Below are 17,060 nucleotides of genomic sequence, written 5' to 3'. Positions count from 1 at the left end.
TCGCCCTCGCTCAGCTCTTCCAGGTCCAGTTGCGGATCTCTTCCTTGTCGATACCCTCGGCATGCGCATACGCGAGATGCTCGATGACCTGCCCGCGCAGCCATTCCTTCGCATGATCGCCGACGCCGCGCAAGGCCGGCACGCGATCGATCACGTCGATCGCGAGCGAAAAGCGGTCGACCTGATTGACGATCGCCAGTTCGAGCGGCGTGTTGATGTTGCCTTTCTCGTGATAGCCGTGCACATGCAAATTCTCGTGATTCGCGCGGTTATAGGTGAGCTTGTGCACGAGCGACGCATACGAATGGAAGTTGAAGATCACCGGCTTGCTGGTGGTGAACAGCGAATCGAAATCACGGTCGGACAGTCCGTGCGGATGCGCATGCTCGGGCATCAAGCGGAACAGATCGACCACGTTGACGAAGCGGATCTTCAGCGCGGCGAAGCGCTCCTTCAGAATCTGCACGGCGGCGAGCGCTTCCATCGTCGCGATGTCGCCCGCGCAGGCGATCACCACGTCCGGCTCGACGCCCTGATCGGTCGACGCCCAGTCCCAGATACCGATGCCCTTCGTGCAATGCGTGACGGCCGCGTCCATGTCGAGATACTGCGGATGCGGCTGCTTGTCGGACACGATCACGTTGACGTAATCGCGCGAGCGCAGGCAATGATCGGCCACGCTCAACAGGCAGTTGCCATCCGGCGGCAGATAGATGCGCACCACGTCCGGGCTTTTATTGGTGACGACGTCGAGAAAGCCTGGATCCTGATGCGTGAAGCCGTTGTGATCCTGACGCCAGACGAGCGACGTGATCAGCAGGTTGATCGACGGCACCGGCTGGCGCCAGCCCAGCTCGCGCTTGGCCTTCTCCAGCCACTTCGCGTGCTGGTTGAACATCGAGTCGATCACGTGGACGAACGCCTCGTAGGTCGCGAACAGGCCATGCCGGCCGGTCAGCACGTAGCCTTCGAACCAGCCTTCGAGCGTGTGTTCGCTGAGCATTTCCATCACGCGGCCGTCGGGCGCGAGTTCGCCGCCGTCCGCGTCACCGGGTTCGGTGTCGGCGAGCCAGGTTTTCGGCGACGCTTCATAGACCGCGTTGAGCTTGTTGCTCGCGGTTTCGTCGGGACCGAACAGGCGGAAGTTCGTCATGTTCTTGCGCATCACGTCGCACAGAAACTTGCCTAGCACGCCGGTCGGCGACGTGTACGAAGCGGCCGGCTTTTTCACCGTCACCGCGTAGTCGCGAAACGGCGGCATGTCGAGCGCCTTGCACAGCAACCCGCCGTTCGCATGCGGGTTCGCGCTGATGCGGCGCGCGCCCTCGGGCGCGAGTTCGCGCAGTTCGTCGACCAGACGGCCACCCGCGTCGAACAGCGACTCGGGCCCATAGCTGCGCAGCCAGCCCTCGACCAGTTTCAGGCTCTTGCCATTGGTGACCGGATCGAGCACCGGCACCTGGTGCGCGCGCCACGAGCCTTCCACCTTGTGACCGTCGACTTCCTTCGGGCCGGTCCAGCCTTTCGGCGAGCGCAGCACGATCATCGGCCAGCGCGGCCGCGTCGCGTCGCGATTCGCGCGCGCATGCTGCTGGATCGCGCGGATTTCGCCGATGCACTGTTCGAGCGTGGCAGCCATCTGCTGATGCATCGTGTCGGGATCGTCGCCTTCGACGAAATACGGCTTGTGCCCATAGCCGATCAGCAGCGCTTCGAGTTCCTCGCGGGGAATCCGTGCGAGGATGGTCGGATTGGCGATCTTGTAGCCGTTCAGATGCAGCACCGGCAGCACCGCGCCATCGCGGATCGGGTTGAGGAATTTGTTCGAATGCCATGAGGTGGCGAGCGGCCCGGTTTCCGCCTCGCCGTCGCCGATCATCACGGCGACGATCAGCTCGGGGTTATCGAACGCGGCGCCGTAGCCGTGCGACAGGCTGTAGCCGAGTTCGCCGCCTTCGTGGATCGAGCCCGGCGTCTCCGGCGTGCAATGCGAACCGATGCCTCCGGGAAACGAGAACTGCCGGAAGAAGCGCCGCATGCCGGCCTCGTCTTCGCTGCGGTCCGGATAGATTTCCGAGTAGTGGCCTTCGAGATAACAGTGCGCAAGACTCGCCGGCGCGCCATGTCCGGGGCCGGATAGATAGATCACGTCCAGATCGAGCTTGCGGATCAGCCGGTTCAGATGCACGAGTACGAAGCTCTGGCCCGGGTCCGAGCCCCAGTGGCCGAGCAGCCGGTTCTTGATGTGTTCGGGTTTGAGCGGTTCGCGCAGCAGCGGATTGTCGCGCAGATAGATCATGCCTACCGACAGATAATTGCACGCGCGCCAATAGCGATCCATCTTGCGCAGCGTGTCGGGGTCCAGCGTTTGGGACGGAGCGGGATGCGAGCTTGCTTCAACCATGGCGTCACTCCTTGAAAAGGACTGTCAGGCAGGTTAGCGGGTGCTGCAGCGGGTGTTCGTGATGATGGCGTGATGAGGCGTCGTTATGCCGATGGCGTCGATAGCGTCAGTAAGGCCCGTGAAAGCGATAGCGGGGCCGCTGCGTCATGCGCGGCGCAGGTGGCGTGGGCCGATCTGCGCAGCTGCATCAGCCGGGATTTCACGGCTGTTTCCCGAGTGTCGCCCGCGCTCGTCACGCGAGTGTGACAGACGGCGCGCGCCATGGTTCGACGTTTTCGCGCAATGCGCCGCCAGCGTCGGTGGCGAGATGCGCGAACGCCGTCTTGCGCTAGACTCCGAACACGTCCCGATCGAACCCGGCACGCTGGCTAAACTGGCGCGACCGCTCGACACCACCCAACCGAATGCGCAGCGGCGGCACGCGTCTGACACGTCCCGCTCCCCTTCCCTTCACCTATAACGACCGCCATGTCTAAACCCAGTCCCGCCAAAGTGCTCGTGACCCTTGTCCTGTCGATCGTGTTGCTGAGCGCGGGACTGACTATCCTGATCGGCCTGTTCGGCGTCCTGGTCAAGCTGTTCGGCGCCGGCTAGCGCGCCGCCGGGCGGGCATCCGCGAGAGATAATGTGTATCCTGATTGCTGTCCTGGCGCCGCCGTGGCGCCCTCATCGATAGCAAGGAGATTTCATTGACGGACTCCGCCAATACCGCCCCGCCGTCCCGAGCGCAGATCGATCCCGAACTGCTCGCACTCGCCCAGGAGGTCTTCGACCTCGCGCGGCGCGGCGATGCATCGATGCTCGCCGCAGTGCTCGAAAAAGGCGTGCCGCCGAATCTGCGTAACGACAAGGGCGACAGTCTCGTGATGCTCGCGAGCTACCACGGTCACGTGGATGCGGTGCGCGCGCTGCTCGAGCGCGGCGCCGATCCGGATCTGCGCAACGATAACGGCCAGACGCCGATCGCCGGTGCCGCGTTCAAGGGCTTCGACAAGGTCATCGAGACGTTGCTTGCGCACGGCGCGGACGTCGAGGGCGCATCGCCGGACGGCCGCACCGCGCTGATGGTGGCCGCGATGTTCAATCGCACCGCGATCGTGGACTTGCTGATTGCGCACGGCGCGAACCCGAATGCTCACGACGCGAACGGCGTGAAGGCCAGCGACGCAGCCGCGCGCATGGGAGCCGGCGAGGCGCAGGCGCGGTTGAAGGAGTTGGGCGCCTGACGTGCTGCGTCTGCGTCTGCGCGTCTGCGTGTCGCCCGCCATCAGATACACGGACCTGCGGGCGGCGCGCACGCAGACGAAGAGCGCTGCGTCTACCCGCGCGCGCCCATCAACGCATCGACGTCGAAATCGGCCAGCTCACCAATCCGCTCGATGCTTACATCGGCAGGCGGATTGCTTGCAATCTCCTTCGGATCGACAGCATAGTGCCCCTGGCGTGGAAAGACCGTTGTCAGCTTTCCGCCCCATGCCTTCTTCATGGCCGTGAGGATCCGCAGCTTGTCGTCGACCATCACGTAGTGGCGCGCCGGGTAGCATTCCATCACCTGATCGAGCATCAGTTCCTTGTGGATGTAAATCAGCACACGACCCTCGACTTCGTCCCACAAGCCCGAACGCGCAATCTTGCGCGGCTGGAACACCACGTCGCCGTCGGAGAGAATCACCGTGGGCCCGCGCGTGCCCAGATGCCGCAACGCATCCAGCGCGCCCGGATAGAGCCGGTTCGCGAACGGATACCCGATCAGGAACGACGCCATCAACAGCAGCCGCGTGTCGCGCGGATGCTCCACCCGGTAACGCTGCAGCGCACCCAGGTAATCGGCATAGCCCAGCTCCGCGCGCAGATCCTCGAAGATCTGCCAGTAGCGCGCGCTGTTCTCCGCGCCGAACTCCCGGGTCATGTGCGCGCGCAAGTCCGTGAGCACGTGATCGTTGTCGAGCAGGGTGTTGTCGCAGTCGAACAGAAACACGACGTCGTGCGGCGTGGAGGGAGTGTCTGGCATCGCGGGGTCCTTGGCTGAAAGTGGGTGCGCCTCGGTGAGGGTTGCAGTGAGCTCTTCGGTGGGCGCTCCGCTCAGCCCTTTGGCGCACTGCCCGGCTCGGCCGTTTTTTCGACGTGGCCGCCGAAATCATGCCGCATGGCCGATAGCACGCGGTTCGCGAAGTCCGCTTCGCCGCGCGAACTGAAGCGCGCGAACAACGCCGCGCTGAGCACCGGCGTGGGCACGCCTTCGTCGATCGCGGCGGCCACCGTCCAGCGGCCCTCGCCCGAATCGGAGACGCGGCCGGTGTAATTCTGCAGATCGGCGTCGCTGACGAGCGACCCCGCGATCAGGTCGAGCAGCCACGAGCCGATCACACTGCCGCGCCGCCAGACTTCGGTGACCTCGGCGAGATTCAGATCGTATTGGTACAGCTCGGGACGCCGCAGCGGCGAGGTTTCCGCATCGGCTTCGCGCGCGTGCTTGCCGGCATCGGCGTGGCGCAGAATGTTCAGGCCTTCCGCATAGGCGGCCATGATGCCGTATTCGATGCCGTTGTGGACCATCTTCACGAAGTGCCCCGCGCCTTGCGGTCCGCAATGCAGGAAGCCCTGGTCGGCAGTGCTCCCGCTCGTCGCGGTGCGGCCCGGGGTGGGCGGCGCCGCGGCGGCGCCCGGCGCGAGCGTCGCGAAAATCGGTTCGAGCCGCTTCACGACCTCAGGCTCGCCGCCGATCATCAGGCAGTAGCCCCGCTCGCGGCCCGCAACGCCGCCGCTCGTGCCGACGTCCACATAGTGAAGCTGGCGTGCGCCGAGTTCGTTGGCCCGGCGGATGTCGTCGTGATAGTAGGAGTTGCCGCCGTCGATCACGACGTCGCCGGGTTCCAGCAAGGGCACGAGCTTTTCGAGTGTCGCGTCGACGACGGCGGCCGGCACCATCAGCCACACGGCGCGCGGCTTCTCGAGTTGCGCGACGAGGTCCTGCAGCGACGCCGCGCCCGCCACGCCTTCCTGCTTCAGCCGGTCTACCGCGGCGGACTGCACGTCGTAGGCGATGCATTGCTGACCGCCTTTGGTCAGGCGTCGCACCATGTCGGCGCCCATGCGCCCTAATCCAATCATGCCTAGCTGCATATCTCGCTCCGGAAGGTGGCTCGTTGCGCTGCCCGATGTGGGTTCGGCGTGTTGCTGCGATGCGGTTGTTGCGCCGGGTGTTATGCCGGGTGTTATGCCGGTGGCAGCTCTGGTTGCGGCTCCGTCGTTGCCTGGTTTTTGCTCCGTCGTTGCCTGGCTGTTGCCTGGCTGTTGCCTGGCTGTTGCCTCGGCGATGAACTCAACGGTCGATTCAGCCGCAAATTCAGCGGTGAAGCAGGCGGCCTCGCCTCACCCACGCAAGCTACTTTAGTCGCGTGGAGGCAAGCATGCCGGACATGCCGTAGCCGTCTGGTTCATTCCGACATGCGCAGCGCGCATCGCCGCGCGCGTGAAAAGACGATACGCCTCTTTGCAGAGGCGTGGCGTAACGTAAAGTTCCTGGCGCGTGCGTTATTCACGCCTCTATGCCTGGCGGGCACGCATGCGGCTGCCGATGTGCCACATCGCGCTCGCGTGCGTCACCTCATTCGCCACGCCCCGTCACCCGTTGACGCCGCTTCGCCTGCAGCTTGGCATACTGTTCGCGTGCGAAGCGCTTCACCGCGCGCCACATCAGCGGATAACGATACCCGGGCACCGCGAACAGCACCCATGCACAGAGCGCCAGCAAGCCGCAGAACAGAAATGTGCCGCGATAGCTGAACGCCTGCACCAGCAGGCCCGACAACACGCCCGACAGAATCGAGCCGACCCGCGCCGCGTTGAAGAACAGCGCGGTGGCGCGGCCGGGCGAGTGCGGCATCAGGTCCTGCACGTAGGTCATGCCGAGACACGAAGTCACGGCGACCACGAACGCATTGAGCATCTGCATCGGGATCAGCACGTTGACGTTGCCCGCGAGCGACATCCCGACGAAATACACCGCATGCACCGCCGCGCACGCGGCCAGCCAGTTCGGCTTGTGCAGCGCCGACGACTTCGCGCCGAGCGCGAGCATCATCGGAATTTCCATTAGCGCGCCGAGGCCGAGCATCACCGAAACGTCCAGATGCGAGCCGTTCAAACCATGCACGATGTAGAGCGGCAGCACGATCATCGTCGCGTTCGCGGCGAGGCCGAGCAGCGTGAGCGCGGCCACCGCGCGGCCGATGTCGTTGGCCGACGCGACGCCGGGCAGGTCTTCGTGCGCGTCCTCGCCCGGCGCGGTCAGCGGCGGGACCGTGATCGACGCCGACGGTTCGGACGCGGTGTCCTGCACCGTGTGATCGCCCAGATGACCTTGCGGCTCGCGCATCCGCCAGACGATGAACGCGCAGGTCGCGAAGCTCGCCGCCGCGAACAGAAAGAGTCCATAAAAGCTGGTGGCCGCAAGCACCAAGGCGCCCACCGATGGCCCGAATACCCACGCCGCAGACAGGATGGTCCGCAACGTCGCGCTCGCGAACACGCGCTCGCCGGGGTCCGGCACCGGCAGCGCCGCGCGGCTGAACGCGAACACCATCGAGATGGCCGAGCCGCCCGCGCCGATGAAGACGATGCCGACCAGCAGCAGCAGCCGGTAATCGCGCACGACGCACAGGCACAGATAGCCAAGCGCGGCGGCCACCAGCGCAGCCAGCAGCAAAGGCCGATGCTGTCCACTCTTATCGGTCCACCGGCCGGCGAGCGTGCTGGCGAGCACCCCGCTCGCGGCGATCAGTGTCATGAAGACGCCGAGCCTGAACGGCGTCATGCCGGCGCGCTCGACGCCGAACAGCGATAGATACGGCGCGGTGAACGACATCGCCACACCGAGCATGAGAGTGGCGGCGGCCAGCGGCTTGAAGCCAGGGATACGCAGCAGGTCGAAAAAACGCGAAGTTTTCAACACGAGGGCGGTGGGTCAGATGGAGCGAGCCGGGTCGGCACAACGTGCGCCGTAAGTTCGGGGCCGGAACGACCGGGGCATTATCGACCTAGCTCGCGGGCGCGTAAACCCGCGCCGCGCCGTCCCACATGCATGTTGCACCGCGTCGTTAGAACGATAGCAGCGTGTTGACAACCAACTGAGTGCACGCTCGCCGCTACTTGCCGTCGGTTGCGCGCATATGCTGCGCTTGCGCCTTGTAGTCGTAGGTCGGATAAAACTCGGTGCGATAGCCGCCCCACGCGGTCGACTCGATCGCCCGGTTGACTTCGCGCAGCCGGCTCGCGGGCACGCGCAGCGTGACCACCTGGCCGATGCCCATCATCACGTACCACGACACGACTTCGATGCCCGGCGGTGGAAAGGTCTTGAAGAAGCCTTGCGCGCGAAGCTGGTCGTTGATCTTCGGCAGCGGTTTGGATTCGTCGTGGCGCAGGAAGATGGTGAGCAGGAAGGTATCGTCGGGAGCGGATGGCGACGGTGCCGCCGTGGGGCCTGGCGCGCCCGCTATGGCGGGCGTGTCAGATGAGCCGGCCACAGGCGCGGCGGCGGACTGCGCGCCGCACGCCAACGGCGCGGCGGCGAGCGACGCCGCCAACGCCATGCACAGCGCGCCCCGGCGACATCTCCCGACGCTTCCGATCGATCTGCCTACAACCGTTGAAAATGCAAAGTGCATGAAAAATCTCCCTGATGTCATCCGATGAAATTCTTTTGACGATTCGCTGCGCATCGCGAATTCATCGCCCCTTCGCCGCCTCATAGCACGACGTAGCCGCGCTTTTCGAGCGTCCAGCGATGCCACCGATTCCCGTAAGCGCCGCAAGCGACGCCGAACAGAATCGACAGCACGAGTCCGGCCAGGTCGGCCGTTTCGCCCCATAAGCCCATGCCGAACAGGATCAGACTGACCCCCAGCATGACAAAGGCGGCAAACCACATCTTCTTCGATAGCGCCCAGATGAAACCCAGCAGACACGCGCCCCAACTGAAGCCGGTCGCGACCGCGACGGTGTCGTCCGTGGCCGGATGTTGCAGATAGATCCTTGCTCCCATTTCCCTTCCCGAACGCGATGACTCGCCGTCTCGTGACGGCGCACGGACGATGTTTAACACGTCAACGCGCCACGCATGTGAATTCGCGTGCCAACCGCGCGATCAGCCTGGCCGTTGCGGCTCCTGCGCGGCAAGCCAGCCCCGATGACGACCCCAGGCATTGCTGCTACTCTTGGCGAATCTCCGCGCAGGGACCGCCGCACCGCTCAAAGCCCCTGCACTGAACAGCATTGGAGCTCGCATGGCAACCCAGACCGCCTATTCATCCCAAGCCCCTTCGCGCGCCGAACTCGACGCACTGCCGGGCGTCACCGTCGTCGAATTCGGCACCGACTGGTGCGGTTACTGCCAGGGCGCGCAGCCGTCGATCATCAAGGCGCTGGCGGCGCATGCAGGCCTTCGTCATTTGAAAATCGAAGATGGTCCCGGACGGCCGCTCGGCCGTTCGTTCAAGATCAAGCTGTGGCCGACGCTGATAGTCATGCGTGACGGCGCTGAAGTCGCGCGCGTGGTTCGGCCAACCGGCGCTGCGCAAATCGAGGATGTATTGACGTCGATCTGAAGCTGCGGGCCGCGCGTGACCGACGGTCGAGTTGGAGTTCGCGTCCGTGTCCGCTATTCCGATTCACGTATCTTCCGATTCACGCGCCCGTCACTGCACCGAAGCCATAGCGCCTCAAGCGCTTCGCGCCGGCACACCCACCCCCTCGCTCACCCATCATGCGACAAGCCATCCATCATCTGAGCATCAAGGCCCGCACGCGCGGTCTCACCGAGTTCACCGACGAAGCGCGCCGCTTTGTCTCCGGCACAGGCATCGAGACCGGCCTGCTGACGCTGTTTTGCCGCCATACGTCAGCCTCGCTGCTGATTCAGGAGAACGCCGACCCTTCGGTGCAGCGCGATCTGGAGCGCTACTTCGCGAGCCTCGCGCCCGAGGATGCCGAGCGTTACGAACACGACGCCGAAGGCCTCGACGACATGCCGGCGCATCTGCGCACGGCACTCACCCAGGTGCAACTGTCGGTGCCGGTCGAGCACGGACGCATGGCGCTCGGCACATGGCAAGGGCTGTATCTGTTCGAACATCGCCGGCACGCGCAGCCTCGTGATGTCGTGCTGCATCTGCTGGGTGAGTGAACGCCGGATTAATCGCAGGGCGAAGCGATCGCCGCGCCATCGTCCGCAATGAGCGGCAACGGCGAGTCGCCGCGTGAAAGGCAGAACGCCCTGCTGCTAGATCGGCGCCCCACCGAACGCCTGCCGCTGCGTCAGCGACACGAACGCCTGCGCGTCGCGCGCCGCCTGCACCACCGCCGCCATCCCGAAGAACTCATGCGTCGCGCCGCGATAGTTGCGGTGCTCGACCGCCACGCCCGCAATGTGCAGCTTCTGCGCTAGCTTCTCGCCATCGGAGCGCAGCGGATCGATGCCCGCGGTCACGATCGTCGTCGGCGGCAGCCCCGACAGATCGGTGCTGACCACATCGATCAGCGGACTCGTCAGATCGCTCTCGCTGTTGATCACGTTATGCATGAACCACAGCATCATCGGCTTGTTCAGCGGCCTTGCGTTGCGATTCTCCTCGTAGGAAATCGACACGATGTTGTTGCTCGCCACCGGATAGATCAGCGCCTGATGAAGCGGCATGCGCGTGCGCGTGTCGCGCGCGCGGATCGACACGTGGATCGCCAGATTGCCGCCCGCGCTCTCGCCCATGACCGCGATCCTGTCCGGCTCGCCGCCGAGACTCGCCGCATTGCCGACCAGCCAGCGCCACGCGGCGAACGCATCGTCGTGCGCGGCCGGCAAACGATGCTCGGGCGCCTGGCGATAATGCGCGGACACGACGATAGCCTTGCTCTGCGCGGCCATCGCGCGCGGCGTGGCATCGTAGGTATCGAGATCGGCGATCACCCAGCCACCGCCGTGAAAATAGAGAATCACCGGAAACGGTCCCTCGCCTTGCGGCGTGTACACGCGCGCCGGGTTCGTGCCGGCCGCGCCGGGAATCTCGATCTCCGTCGTGCGCACGGCTTCCAGTTCCAGCGACGGCCTCGCGCTATACGCGGGATCGGCCATCAGTTTGCGCACGGCGTCGGCGGGCGTGGGCTGCTGCCTTGCCTGCTCGACCGAACATTCTTCGATCGGCTTCGGTTTGAGGCTCTTGAGCGCGTCGAGCACGGCTTTCATGTCGGGATCGGCGTGGCCCGTGGGGTCCAGTCCGACCATACCTTTGATGGTGTCACCGAGTGTCATGGACAAGCTCCTGATGGATAGAACGCACGATCCCATCGGAGGCTTTGAAGGTTGCGCTCGACGCCGTGCATGCGAGCGGATTTGAGCAAGCGCTATACCCGTTCGTTACATGCCGCAGTGTCGCTGCAACGCCGGGTTCGTCACACCTGCACCCTGCAGGCAACGCGCAAAGGCGAAGAGCGCCTCGCACCACGAGCCACGATCAGCCGCAGCCGATCACTGCACCGCAGGTTGAGCCTCTTCGCCGCGCTGCCGGTTTTACTGCCCCTTCGTATCACTGCTGGCATCCGCGCCCGGCATGTTGGTCGAGTCGGTTGCCGGCTTGGTCGTCTTCGAATGCTTCATTTGATGCTTCTTCGAATGCGTGGTGGTGCCGGGCGCCTGCATGTCGCCACCTTCACGCGTGCTGCCGGCCGTGGTGCCGCCGCTCGGATCGTTGCCCGCCGGGCCGCCACCGCCAGCGCCACCGCCGCCTGCCTGGGCCATCGCGAGAGAGGAAGCGGCGAGCATCGTCGAAACGAGTAGTGCGTGTCTGAGCTTCATGACTGTTCTCCTGTCCAAAAAGTGAGTGGGCCGCGCCGGTTGCGCCAACCGGATCCGCAGGCCTCGACTTCTTTTTAGCAAGGGCTATGCCGCAACGCATGCGCCGTTTCGACCATTGCCGCGAGCGGCGCGGTGCGCGCAAGTGCTTACGGTTCGCAAGCCACCAGCGCGTGCAGTTCGTCGATATTGAACGGCTTCGCGAGAATCGCCACGCCGAGGCGTCGCGCGCGTTCGAGTTCGTCGGCGTAGCCGGTCATCAATGCAATCCTCTGCGACGGCCACGCGCTGCGGACTTTTTCCGCGAGATCGATGCCGTTCAGTCTGCCGGGCATCTGGATATCGGACAGCACGAGTTCAAAACGCGCGCCGCCGCTCAAGACATCGAGCGCCCGATCGGCAGTCGGCTCGTGGCGCACTTCGCAGCCGAAGGTCTCCAGCACCGCCGTCACGCCGGCCGCCACGTCCTCGTTGTCTTCCACCAGCAACACGACGCCGGACGGCGCCTGCGCCGGCTGCTGCAGCACCTCGTCCGCCGTCGCCTTGCGCTCGCGATGCCGCGGCAGATAAAGCCGCACCGTGGTGCCGCTGCCCGGCACGCTGTCGATCTTTGCTGTGCCGCCCGCCTGCTCGCACATCGACAGCACCTGGGCGAGACCGAGCCCCGTGCCCGAGCCGCGCAGCTTGGTGGTGAAAAGTGGTTCGAATGCGCGGCGCACGACGGCTTCGGGCATGCCCTCGCCGTCGTCGGAACAGGTGATCAGCACGTATTCGCCATCGGGCAGCAAGGTATCGCTGCCGACCAGCCGGTTATTCTGGCAGCGAATCACGAAGTGGCCGCCGTGCGGCATCGCGTCGCGCGCGTTGACGGCCAGGTTCATGATCGCGAATTCGAGGTCGGTCGGATCGGCCAGCACCGGCCATACGTTCTCGACCATGTTCAACGCGAGCTCGACGGTGTCGCCGAGCGCCGCGTCGATGAGCGGCGCAGCGGTAGGCAACCAGCGCGCGAGGTCGATCGCCTCCTGTTTGAGCGGCTGCTTGCGCGCGACGCTCAGCAGACGCCGCGTCAGCGCTTCGGCGGTGGCGGTGGCGCGCTCCACCGCGAGCACTTCCTTTTCAAGGTTGTTGTAGTGCTTGAGCCGTGCCAGCTCGATGTTGGCAGACACGACCATCAGCAGGTTGTTGAAGTCGTGCGCGACGTTGGCGACCAGATTGCCGAGTGCGCCCATGCGTTGCAGTTGACGGCTCGACGCCTCCGCGGACAGGCGCATCGCCACTTCGCCTTGCCAGCGTTCCCAGGCCCGCCGCTCGCCGGCGAGTTGCCGCAGCGAATAGAACACCAGCAGCCAGATTGCCAGGCAAGGCGCGGCCGTGAGCGCCGCGATCAGCAGGAAATGCCGGCGCCATGCGCTCGCGATTGACGAGATCGCATACGCGCTCACCACATAGAGCGGATAGTCGCCGACGCGGCGAAACGCAAGCAGCCGCTCGACGCCATCCACGGTCGAATGCAAACGGACATGTCCGAACAGTTGCTTGTCGCGCAGCGCCACACTGAACGCACTGCGCGGGGTCGGCTTCGCGCCCGGCGGCCACGGCGGATAGCGCACCAGCAGACTGCCGTCCTGGCGATACAGACCCAGCGCGAGCGACGGATCGCCCTCAGTCAGTTCGCGGTAGAAGCGCGAAAAGTACTCGTTACGTAGCGCCACCGACACCGCGCCGATGAACTGCCCGTCCGCGCCCGAGCGGCCGATCATCGTGGTGAACACGTTAGTCTTCGACACCGGCCCGAACATCGGCAGCGAGAAATACGGCTGCGGGCGCATCGCTTTCGCGGTCATGAAATCTTCGCGCTGACTGATCGACATGGCCGGCGCGGGATACGCGAGGCTCGACACCAGCAGGTCGCCCTGCGCGCCGAGCAGATAGATCGACGACACCTGCGGAAAGTCGCCACCGACTTCGCGCAGGCGTTCGTGCAATTCGGCTTCGCGCGCGCGCATCTGCGCATCGTCGGCGCTGCCCAGCAATTCGACGATACGCGAAGCCATTTGCCGGTTCAGGTCCATCACCTTGACGGCCTGCTCTTCGGTCACGCGCGCGAGCCGGTCGATCATGTTGTTCGAATCAGCAATGCGGCGCTGGTAGTCGAAGTAGCCGTAACCCGCGAGGCAGGCAAGCGGAAACACAATCGACACGGCCAGTACGATCAGCAGCATGCGCCGCGTCGCCGCGAAGTTGCGTGATGGCATCGGGAAATCGACTGCAACACGTTCCACACGCTGCACGGCACGATCTCCATGAAAATTGAAAAACAATCAAAAAAAACCTCATGCCCATGCGCGTCGTACAGGCGTCTTTGCACGCGACGGGCCGGGCACGTGATCGAGCACTATGTCCCTTTGTGTGGAATTTACCGCACTTCCTTGGTTCTTCCAAAGCGTGTTGAAGGCGCGGTGGGCGTCGCTACGCGAGCGTCGGCGCGGGCACATGGATTGCTGAGCCACCTGCATCCCACGCGTTCGAGGGGAGTTTGCAGCGCGGCGCGGCAGGCTCCGACCCGGCTTCGCCTCGCATGCAGACACTCGATGCCAGCACGTGGGCCCGACCTGTTCCGCGAGAGACCCGACCATGTCCCTGACTGCACGCCGCGTCGCCCAGTTATCGCAATTGCGCGCCGATCGAGCCGAGCGCGTCGAGGTGGATGGCGAGGCGATCCTGCTGGTGCGCGACGGCGACACGGTCCATGCGTACGCCGCCGATTGCCCGCATGCGGGTGGTCCGCTCGAACAAGGCGCGCTTTGCCGCGGGCGGATCATCTGTCCGTGGCACAAGGCAAGCTTCGATGCCGCCACCGGCGACTTGCTCGAACCGCCCGCGCTCGTCGCGCTCGATCGCTATCCGGTCGCGGTGAGCGGCGACGACGTGATGGTCACTCCGCAGAAGCTCTCGCAACCGCTGCAGCGCGCCGCCGCGCGCGAGCCGCACTACGCGGTAATTGGCGCGGGGGCCGCGGGTGCCGCAGCCTGCGCTGCATTGCGGGAGCGCGGCTTCGACGGCCGCATCACGCTGATCGGCGACGAGCCGCATGCGCCCTACGATCGCACCGCGCTGAGCAAGTTCGTGCCCTCGTCCGACATGGCGCCGGCCGATGTGCCGCCGCTTCTCGCACCCGACTGGCTGGCGCAGCACGGCATCGAGCGGATCGTCGCGAGCGTTGCGCGCCTCGATGTACCCGCGCGCACGATCTATTTCGAAACCGGCGGATCGCTCACCTACGACACCGCATTGCTCGCCACCGGCAGCGTGCCGAAGCTCCCCGCGATTTCCGGTTGCGAGTTGGGCGGCGTGCACGTGCTGCGCACTCTCGACGACGCCGCCGCATTGATCGACGCGCTCGGCGACGATGCCCAACACCCACAGGTGGCGATTCTCGGCAGCAGCTTCATCGGCCTGGAAACGGCGTCCGCGTTGCGCAAGCGCGGTACGCCGGTAACCGTGATTTCGCCCGACAAGGTGCCGTTCGCGAAACAGTTCGGCGAGCGCGCGGGCGCGATGTTCCGCGCGTTGCACGAACACAATGGCGTGGTGTTTCATCTCGATGCGAAGGTCGCGTCGCTCGAAGGCGATGAAGGCAACGTGCATCAGGTGATGCTCGAAAGCGGCGAACATGTCGCCGCCGACGTGGTGCTGCTGGGCACCGGCGTCTCACCGGCCACCGGCTTTGTCGAGGGCTTGTCGTTGCAGAAGGATGGCGGTGTAATCGTCAATGCGGGCATGCAGGCCGCGCCGGGTCTCTATGCGGCAGGCGATATCGCGGTCTTTTCGTTGCACGAGAATCAGGAGCCGTTGCGTGTCGAACACTGGCGCGTCGCGCAGCAGCACGCGCGGATCGCCGCCGAAAACATGTGCGGCGCGCGCAACCGCTATAAGGGCGTGCCGTATTTCTGGACCTATCACTACGGCAAGCGCTTCGAATATCTTGGCCATGCGAACGAGTGGGATGAGATCCTCGTCGACGGCGAAATGGAGCGTCAGCAATTCGTCGCGTTGTATCTGAAAGACAATAAGGTGGCCGCAGTACTCGCGTGCGAACGCGAAGCGCTTACCGCGCGTTTGATCGACGCGATGGGACGGGAGTTGTCGCGTGATGCCGCGCTTGCGATGATCGCGGCGGAGCATGCGTCGCGCGTCGATGACCGCGACGCTGCGCCACTTGCGGCATTGGATTGATTACCTGAAGGAGAAGCCGTTATGACAGCACATAAGGAAAAGCACCCGCACGCCGACAAGAGCGAAAAGCAGATCGACAAAGAGGTCGAGGACAGCTTTCCCGCGAGCGACCCGCCGTCCACCGGCGGCACCACCAAGATCGTTCCTGACAAGGAGGCGGCTGCAAAGGAGAAGGCGTCGGCTGAGAAACCAGCCCGCCATTGAAGCGTTGCGGGTCGAACTCGACGTAGCGCATCGTTATTGCCCGCCGCTTTCCATCGGCGGGCATTTTATTGCGTGTATGCATTTGCGGTTCAACCATCGGCCATCACCGCCTCTTCCTCCACCGCTTTTGCCGCATCGATTCGCCGGCAAGCCGCCAGTACTTCCTGCAACGATGTCGCGTAATACGCCGCGCCTATCGCGCTCTGCAGATCGGCGCTCCACTTCTCCGTATCCTCCGCCGCCCACAAACCGACCACGATCGACACCTTCGGCAAGCGCGCGCGGATGCGCCTCACCATATAGCGCAAATGCGAAGGAATGCCATCGATCTGTAAATAGAAAATGCAGACGATCCCCACATCGTCCGCGGCGAGCGTGTCGATCGACGCGCGCGATGCGGCCTCGTGCGGCAGCGAACGTGCTGCAAACCCATGCTTGCCCAGCAACTGCAACAGGATCGCCGTCGCCAGCGAATCGAGCGGCCCGCGTCCGGGAATGCACAAGACGCGGCTATTGACGGCGTGAAATGCCGCGGAAGGCTCGTTCGCGGTCCCGCTGTCCGGCGTCGTTCGCGCCGTCCCGACAGAAGCAGGCGTGCGCTGCGTTTCAAGCGTCGGCTGCGCCTGCCTGTCCGAGGGCGCCATCGGCCCCACCGCGCTCCAGTTGTCCTCCACCGCGAGCGGCATCGGCTCGCGGTCTTCGTAGCCGTCCAGACCATCGACCAGATCGTTGATCGTCGCTTCGATCCGCGCCAGTTGCGGCGCCGTCACGCTGCCGCGCATCACGTCGTTCGCCGCGAGCTGCAGGCCCTTGATCGCGACGTCGTCGTAATACGACGACAACGAGCAATCGCGCAGCAACGTTTCGGCTTGCTCGACCGCTTCATCCGGATCGCCGGCCAGCGCCCGCTGGTAGAAGTTTTCGATGGGCGTCAGCGCCGGCTGGTCGCCGAGCAATACGTCGAGAAACTCGAGACGCCGCACATGCCGGCCGAGCACGAGCAGACACAACGTCAACGGCGTCGAGAGAATCAGCCCTATCGGCCCCCAGATCCAGCTCCAGAAAATCGCGGCCACCACGACCGAGAATGGCGACAGCCCCGTGCTGCGTCCGTAGAGCAGCGGCTCGACCACCTGCCCCACCAGCAACTCCACCGTGACGAACAGCGCCAGCGACCAGATCGCCATCGCCCAGCCAGGACTCACGGCGGCGGCGAGCGCGGTGGCGAGCGTAGCCGAAATCCAGATGCCGACATATGGCACGAGCCGCAACAACGCGGCGAGAATGCCCCACAGGATCGGGCTCGGCACGCCGATCAGAAACAGCCCGCTGCCGATCACCACGCCCACGCCCGCGTTCAGCCCGAGT

16 protein-coding genes are annotated in these 17,060 nt (G+C 64.9%); 6 read left to right on the top strand and 10 right to left on the bottom strand.

The window, feature by feature from the left end; translation table 11 throughout:
- Positions 1-10: 10 nt before the first annotated feature.
- Positions 11-2,404 carry a phosphoketolase family protein gene (locus tag CIC12_RS06805; RefSeq protein WP_168663373.1) on the bottom strand — a complete coding sequence of 798 codons (2,394 nt, stop codon included), beginning with the start codon at positions 2,402-2,404 and terminating at the stop codon, positions 11-13.
- A gap of 468 nt (positions 2,405-2,872) precedes the next feature.
- Between CIC12_RS06805 and CIC12_RS33600 the strand changes: the two genes are divergently transcribed.
- Positions 2,873-2,998 carry a hypothetical protein gene (locus CIC12_RS33600; RefSeq protein WP_274597544.1) on the top strand — a complete coding sequence of 42 codons (126 nt, stop codon included), beginning with the start codon at positions 2,873-2,875 and terminating at the stop codon, positions 2,996-2,998.
- 95 nt (positions 2,999-3,093) lie between these two features.
- The gene (locus tag CIC12_RS06800; RefSeq protein WP_168663371.1) at positions 3,094-3,630 is read left to right on the top strand and encodes an ankyrin repeat domain-containing protein; all 537 of its coding nucleotides are present in this window, start codon (positions 3,094-3,096) and stop codon (positions 3,628-3,630) included.
- A 92-nt stretch (positions 3,631-3,722) separates the two neighbouring features.
- On the opposite strand, the gene CIC12_RS06795 is transcribed toward CIC12_RS06800, so the two are convergent.
- From CIC12_RS06795 to CIC12_RS06775, 5 genes are all read right to left on the bottom strand, one after another.
- Positions 3,723-4,415 carry an HAD family hydrolase gene (locus CIC12_RS06795; protein WP_168663369.1) on the bottom strand — a complete coding sequence of 231 codons (693 nt, stop codon included), beginning with the start codon at positions 4,413-4,415 and terminating at the stop codon, positions 3,723-3,725.
- A 71-nt stretch (positions 4,416-4,486) separates the two neighbouring features.
- On the bottom strand, positions 4,487-5,527 hold the full coding sequence (gnd, locus tag CIC12_RS06790) for a phosphogluconate dehydrogenase (NAD(+)-dependent, decarboxylating) (protein WP_168663366.1): 1,041 nt from the start codon (positions 5,525-5,527) through the stop codon (positions 4,487-4,489).
- 484 nt (positions 5,528-6,011) lie between these two features.
- Positions 6,012-7,358: an MFS transporter gene (locus tag CIC12_RS06785; RefSeq protein ID WP_168663364.1), complete on the bottom strand. Its 1,347-nt coding sequence runs from the start codon at positions 7,356-7,358 to the stop codon at positions 6,012-6,014.
- A 193-nt stretch (positions 7,359-7,551) separates the two neighbouring features.
- Positions 7,552-7,998 (bottom strand): hypothetical protein, encoded by a 447-nt coding sequence (locus CIC12_RS06780; RefSeq protein WP_168663362.1) that lies wholly within the window; start codon positions 7,996-7,998, stop codon positions 7,552-7,554.
- Positions 7,999-8,153: 155 nt separating this feature from the next.
- Positions 8,154-8,450 carry a DUF2628 domain-containing protein gene (locus CIC12_RS06775; RefSeq protein WP_168663360.1) on the bottom strand — a complete coding sequence of 99 codons (297 nt, stop codon included), beginning with the start codon at positions 8,448-8,450 and terminating at the stop codon, positions 8,154-8,156.
- Positions 8,451-8,691: 241 nt separating this feature from the next.
- On the opposite strand from CIC12_RS06775, the gene CIC12_RS06770 reads away from it, so the two are divergent.
- Both CIC12_RS06770 and CIC12_RS06765 read left to right on the top strand, forming a co-directional pair.
- Positions 8,692-9,012 carry a thioredoxin family protein gene (locus CIC12_RS06770; protein WP_168663358.1) on the top strand — a complete coding sequence of 107 codons (321 nt, stop codon included), beginning with the start codon at positions 8,692-8,694 and terminating at the stop codon, positions 9,010-9,012.
- Positions 9,013-9,170: 158 nt separating this feature from the next.
- Positions 9,171-9,590: a secondary thiamine-phosphate synthase enzyme YjbQ gene (locus CIC12_RS06765; protein WP_168663356.1), complete on the top strand. Its 420-nt coding sequence runs from the start codon at positions 9,171-9,173 to the stop codon at positions 9,588-9,590.
- 96 nt (positions 9,591-9,686) lie between these two features.
- On the opposite strand, the gene CIC12_RS06760 is transcribed toward CIC12_RS06765, so the two are convergent.
- The 3 genes from CIC12_RS06760 to CIC12_RS06750 all read right to left on the bottom strand — a co-directional run bounded on the left by CIC12_RS06760 (position 9,687) and on the right by CIC12_RS06750 (position 13,543).
- A complete protein-coding gene (locus CIC12_RS06760) occupies positions 9,687-10,709 on the bottom strand; it encodes an alpha/beta hydrolase (RefSeq protein WP_168663354.1) in 1,023 nt (340 codons plus the stop codon).
- Positions 10,710-10,967: 258 nt separating this feature from the next.
- A complete protein-coding gene (locus tag CIC12_RS06755; RefSeq protein WP_168663352.1) occupies positions 10,968-11,252 on the bottom strand; it encodes a hypothetical protein in 285 nt (94 codons plus the stop codon).
- 146 nt (positions 11,253-11,398) lie between these two features.
- Complete coding sequence (locus CIC12_RS06750) at positions 11,399-13,543, bottom strand: hybrid sensor histidine kinase/response regulator (RefSeq protein WP_342030506.1); 2,145 nt, start codon at positions 13,541-13,543, stop codon at positions 11,399-11,401.
- Positions 13,544-13,886: 343 nt separating this feature from the next.
- Between CIC12_RS06750 and CIC12_RS06745 the strand changes: the two genes are divergently transcribed.
- Entirely contained in the window at positions 13,887-15,488 is a 1,602-nt protein-coding gene (locus tag CIC12_RS06745) for an FAD-dependent oxidoreductase (RefSeq protein ID WP_168663348.1), read from the top strand.
- Positions 15,489-15,509: 21 nt separating this feature from the next.
- Entirely contained in the window at positions 15,510-15,692 is a 183-nt protein-coding gene (locus CIC12_RS06740) for a hypothetical protein (RefSeq protein WP_168663346.1), read from the top strand.
- Positions 15,693-15,781: 89 nt separating this feature from the next.
- Here CIC12_RS06740 and CIC12_RS06735 read toward each other — a convergent pair.
- Positions 15,782-17,060 (bottom strand): AI-2E family transporter (locus CIC12_RS06735; protein WP_168663344.1); only part of this gene is annotated, 1,279 nt, incomplete at its 5' end.

This window comes from Paraburkholderia sp. SG-MS1 (genome assembly GCF_012275575.1).
In the GTDB taxonomy this organism is placed as follows: Bacteria; Pseudomonadota; Gammaproteobacteria; order Burkholderiales; family Burkholderiaceae; genus Paraburkholderia.
Note: the sequence above shows the minus strand (reverse complement) of the source record. Positions and strands in the feature narration are given on the sequence as shown.

What these genes read in the sequence shown, in the direction of transcription:
- gnd (WP_168663366.1), bottom strand. Translation starts at nt 5,527, where the DNA reads ATGCAGCTAGGCATGATTGGATTAGGGCGCATGGGCGCCGACATGGTG.
- CIC12_RS06755 (WP_168663352.1), bottom strand. Translation starts at nt 11,252, where the DNA reads ATGAAGCTCAGACACGCACTACTCGTTTCGACGATGCTCGCCGCTTCC.
- CIC12_RS06775 (WP_168663360.1), bottom strand. Translation starts at nt 8,450, where the DNA reads ATGGGAGCAAGGATCTATCTGCAACATCCGGCCACGGACGACACCGTC.
- CIC12_RS06780 (WP_168663362.1), bottom strand. Translation starts at nt 7,998, where the DNA reads ATGGCGTTGGCGGCGTCGCTCGCCGCCGCGCCGTTGGCGTGCGGCGCG.
- CIC12_RS06770 (WP_168663358.1), top strand. Translation starts at nt 8,692, where the DNA reads ATGGCAACCCAGACCGCCTATTCATCCCAAGCCCCTTCGCGCGCCGAA.
- CIC12_RS06805 (WP_168663373.1), bottom strand. Translation starts at nt 2,404, where the DNA reads ATGGTTGAAGCAAGCTCGCATCCCGCTCCGTCCCAAACGCTGGACCCC.
- CIC12_RS33600 (WP_274597544.1), top strand. Translation starts at nt 2,873, where the DNA reads ATGTCTAAACCCAGTCCCGCCAAAGTGCTCGTGACCCTTGTCCTGTCG.
- CIC12_RS06740 (WP_168663346.1), top strand. Translation starts at nt 15,510, where the DNA reads ATGACAGCACATAAGGAAAAGCACCCGCACGCCGACAAGAGCGAAAAG.
- CIC12_RS06795 (WP_168663369.1), bottom strand. Translation starts at nt 4,415, where the DNA reads ATGCCAGACACTCCCTCCACGCCGCACGACGTCGTGTTTCTGTTCGAC.
- CIC12_RS06765 (WP_168663356.1), top strand. Translation starts at nt 9,171, where the DNA reads ATGCGACAAGCCATCCATCATCTGAGCATCAAGGCCCGCACGCGCGGT.
- CIC12_RS06745 (WP_168663348.1), top strand. Translation starts at nt 13,887, where the DNA reads ATGTCCCTGACTGCACGCCGCGTCGCCCAGTTATCGCAATTGCGCGCC.
- CIC12_RS06760 (WP_168663354.1), bottom strand. Translation starts at nt 10,709, where the DNA reads ATGACACTCGGTGACACCATCAAAGGTATGGTCGGACTGGACCCCACG.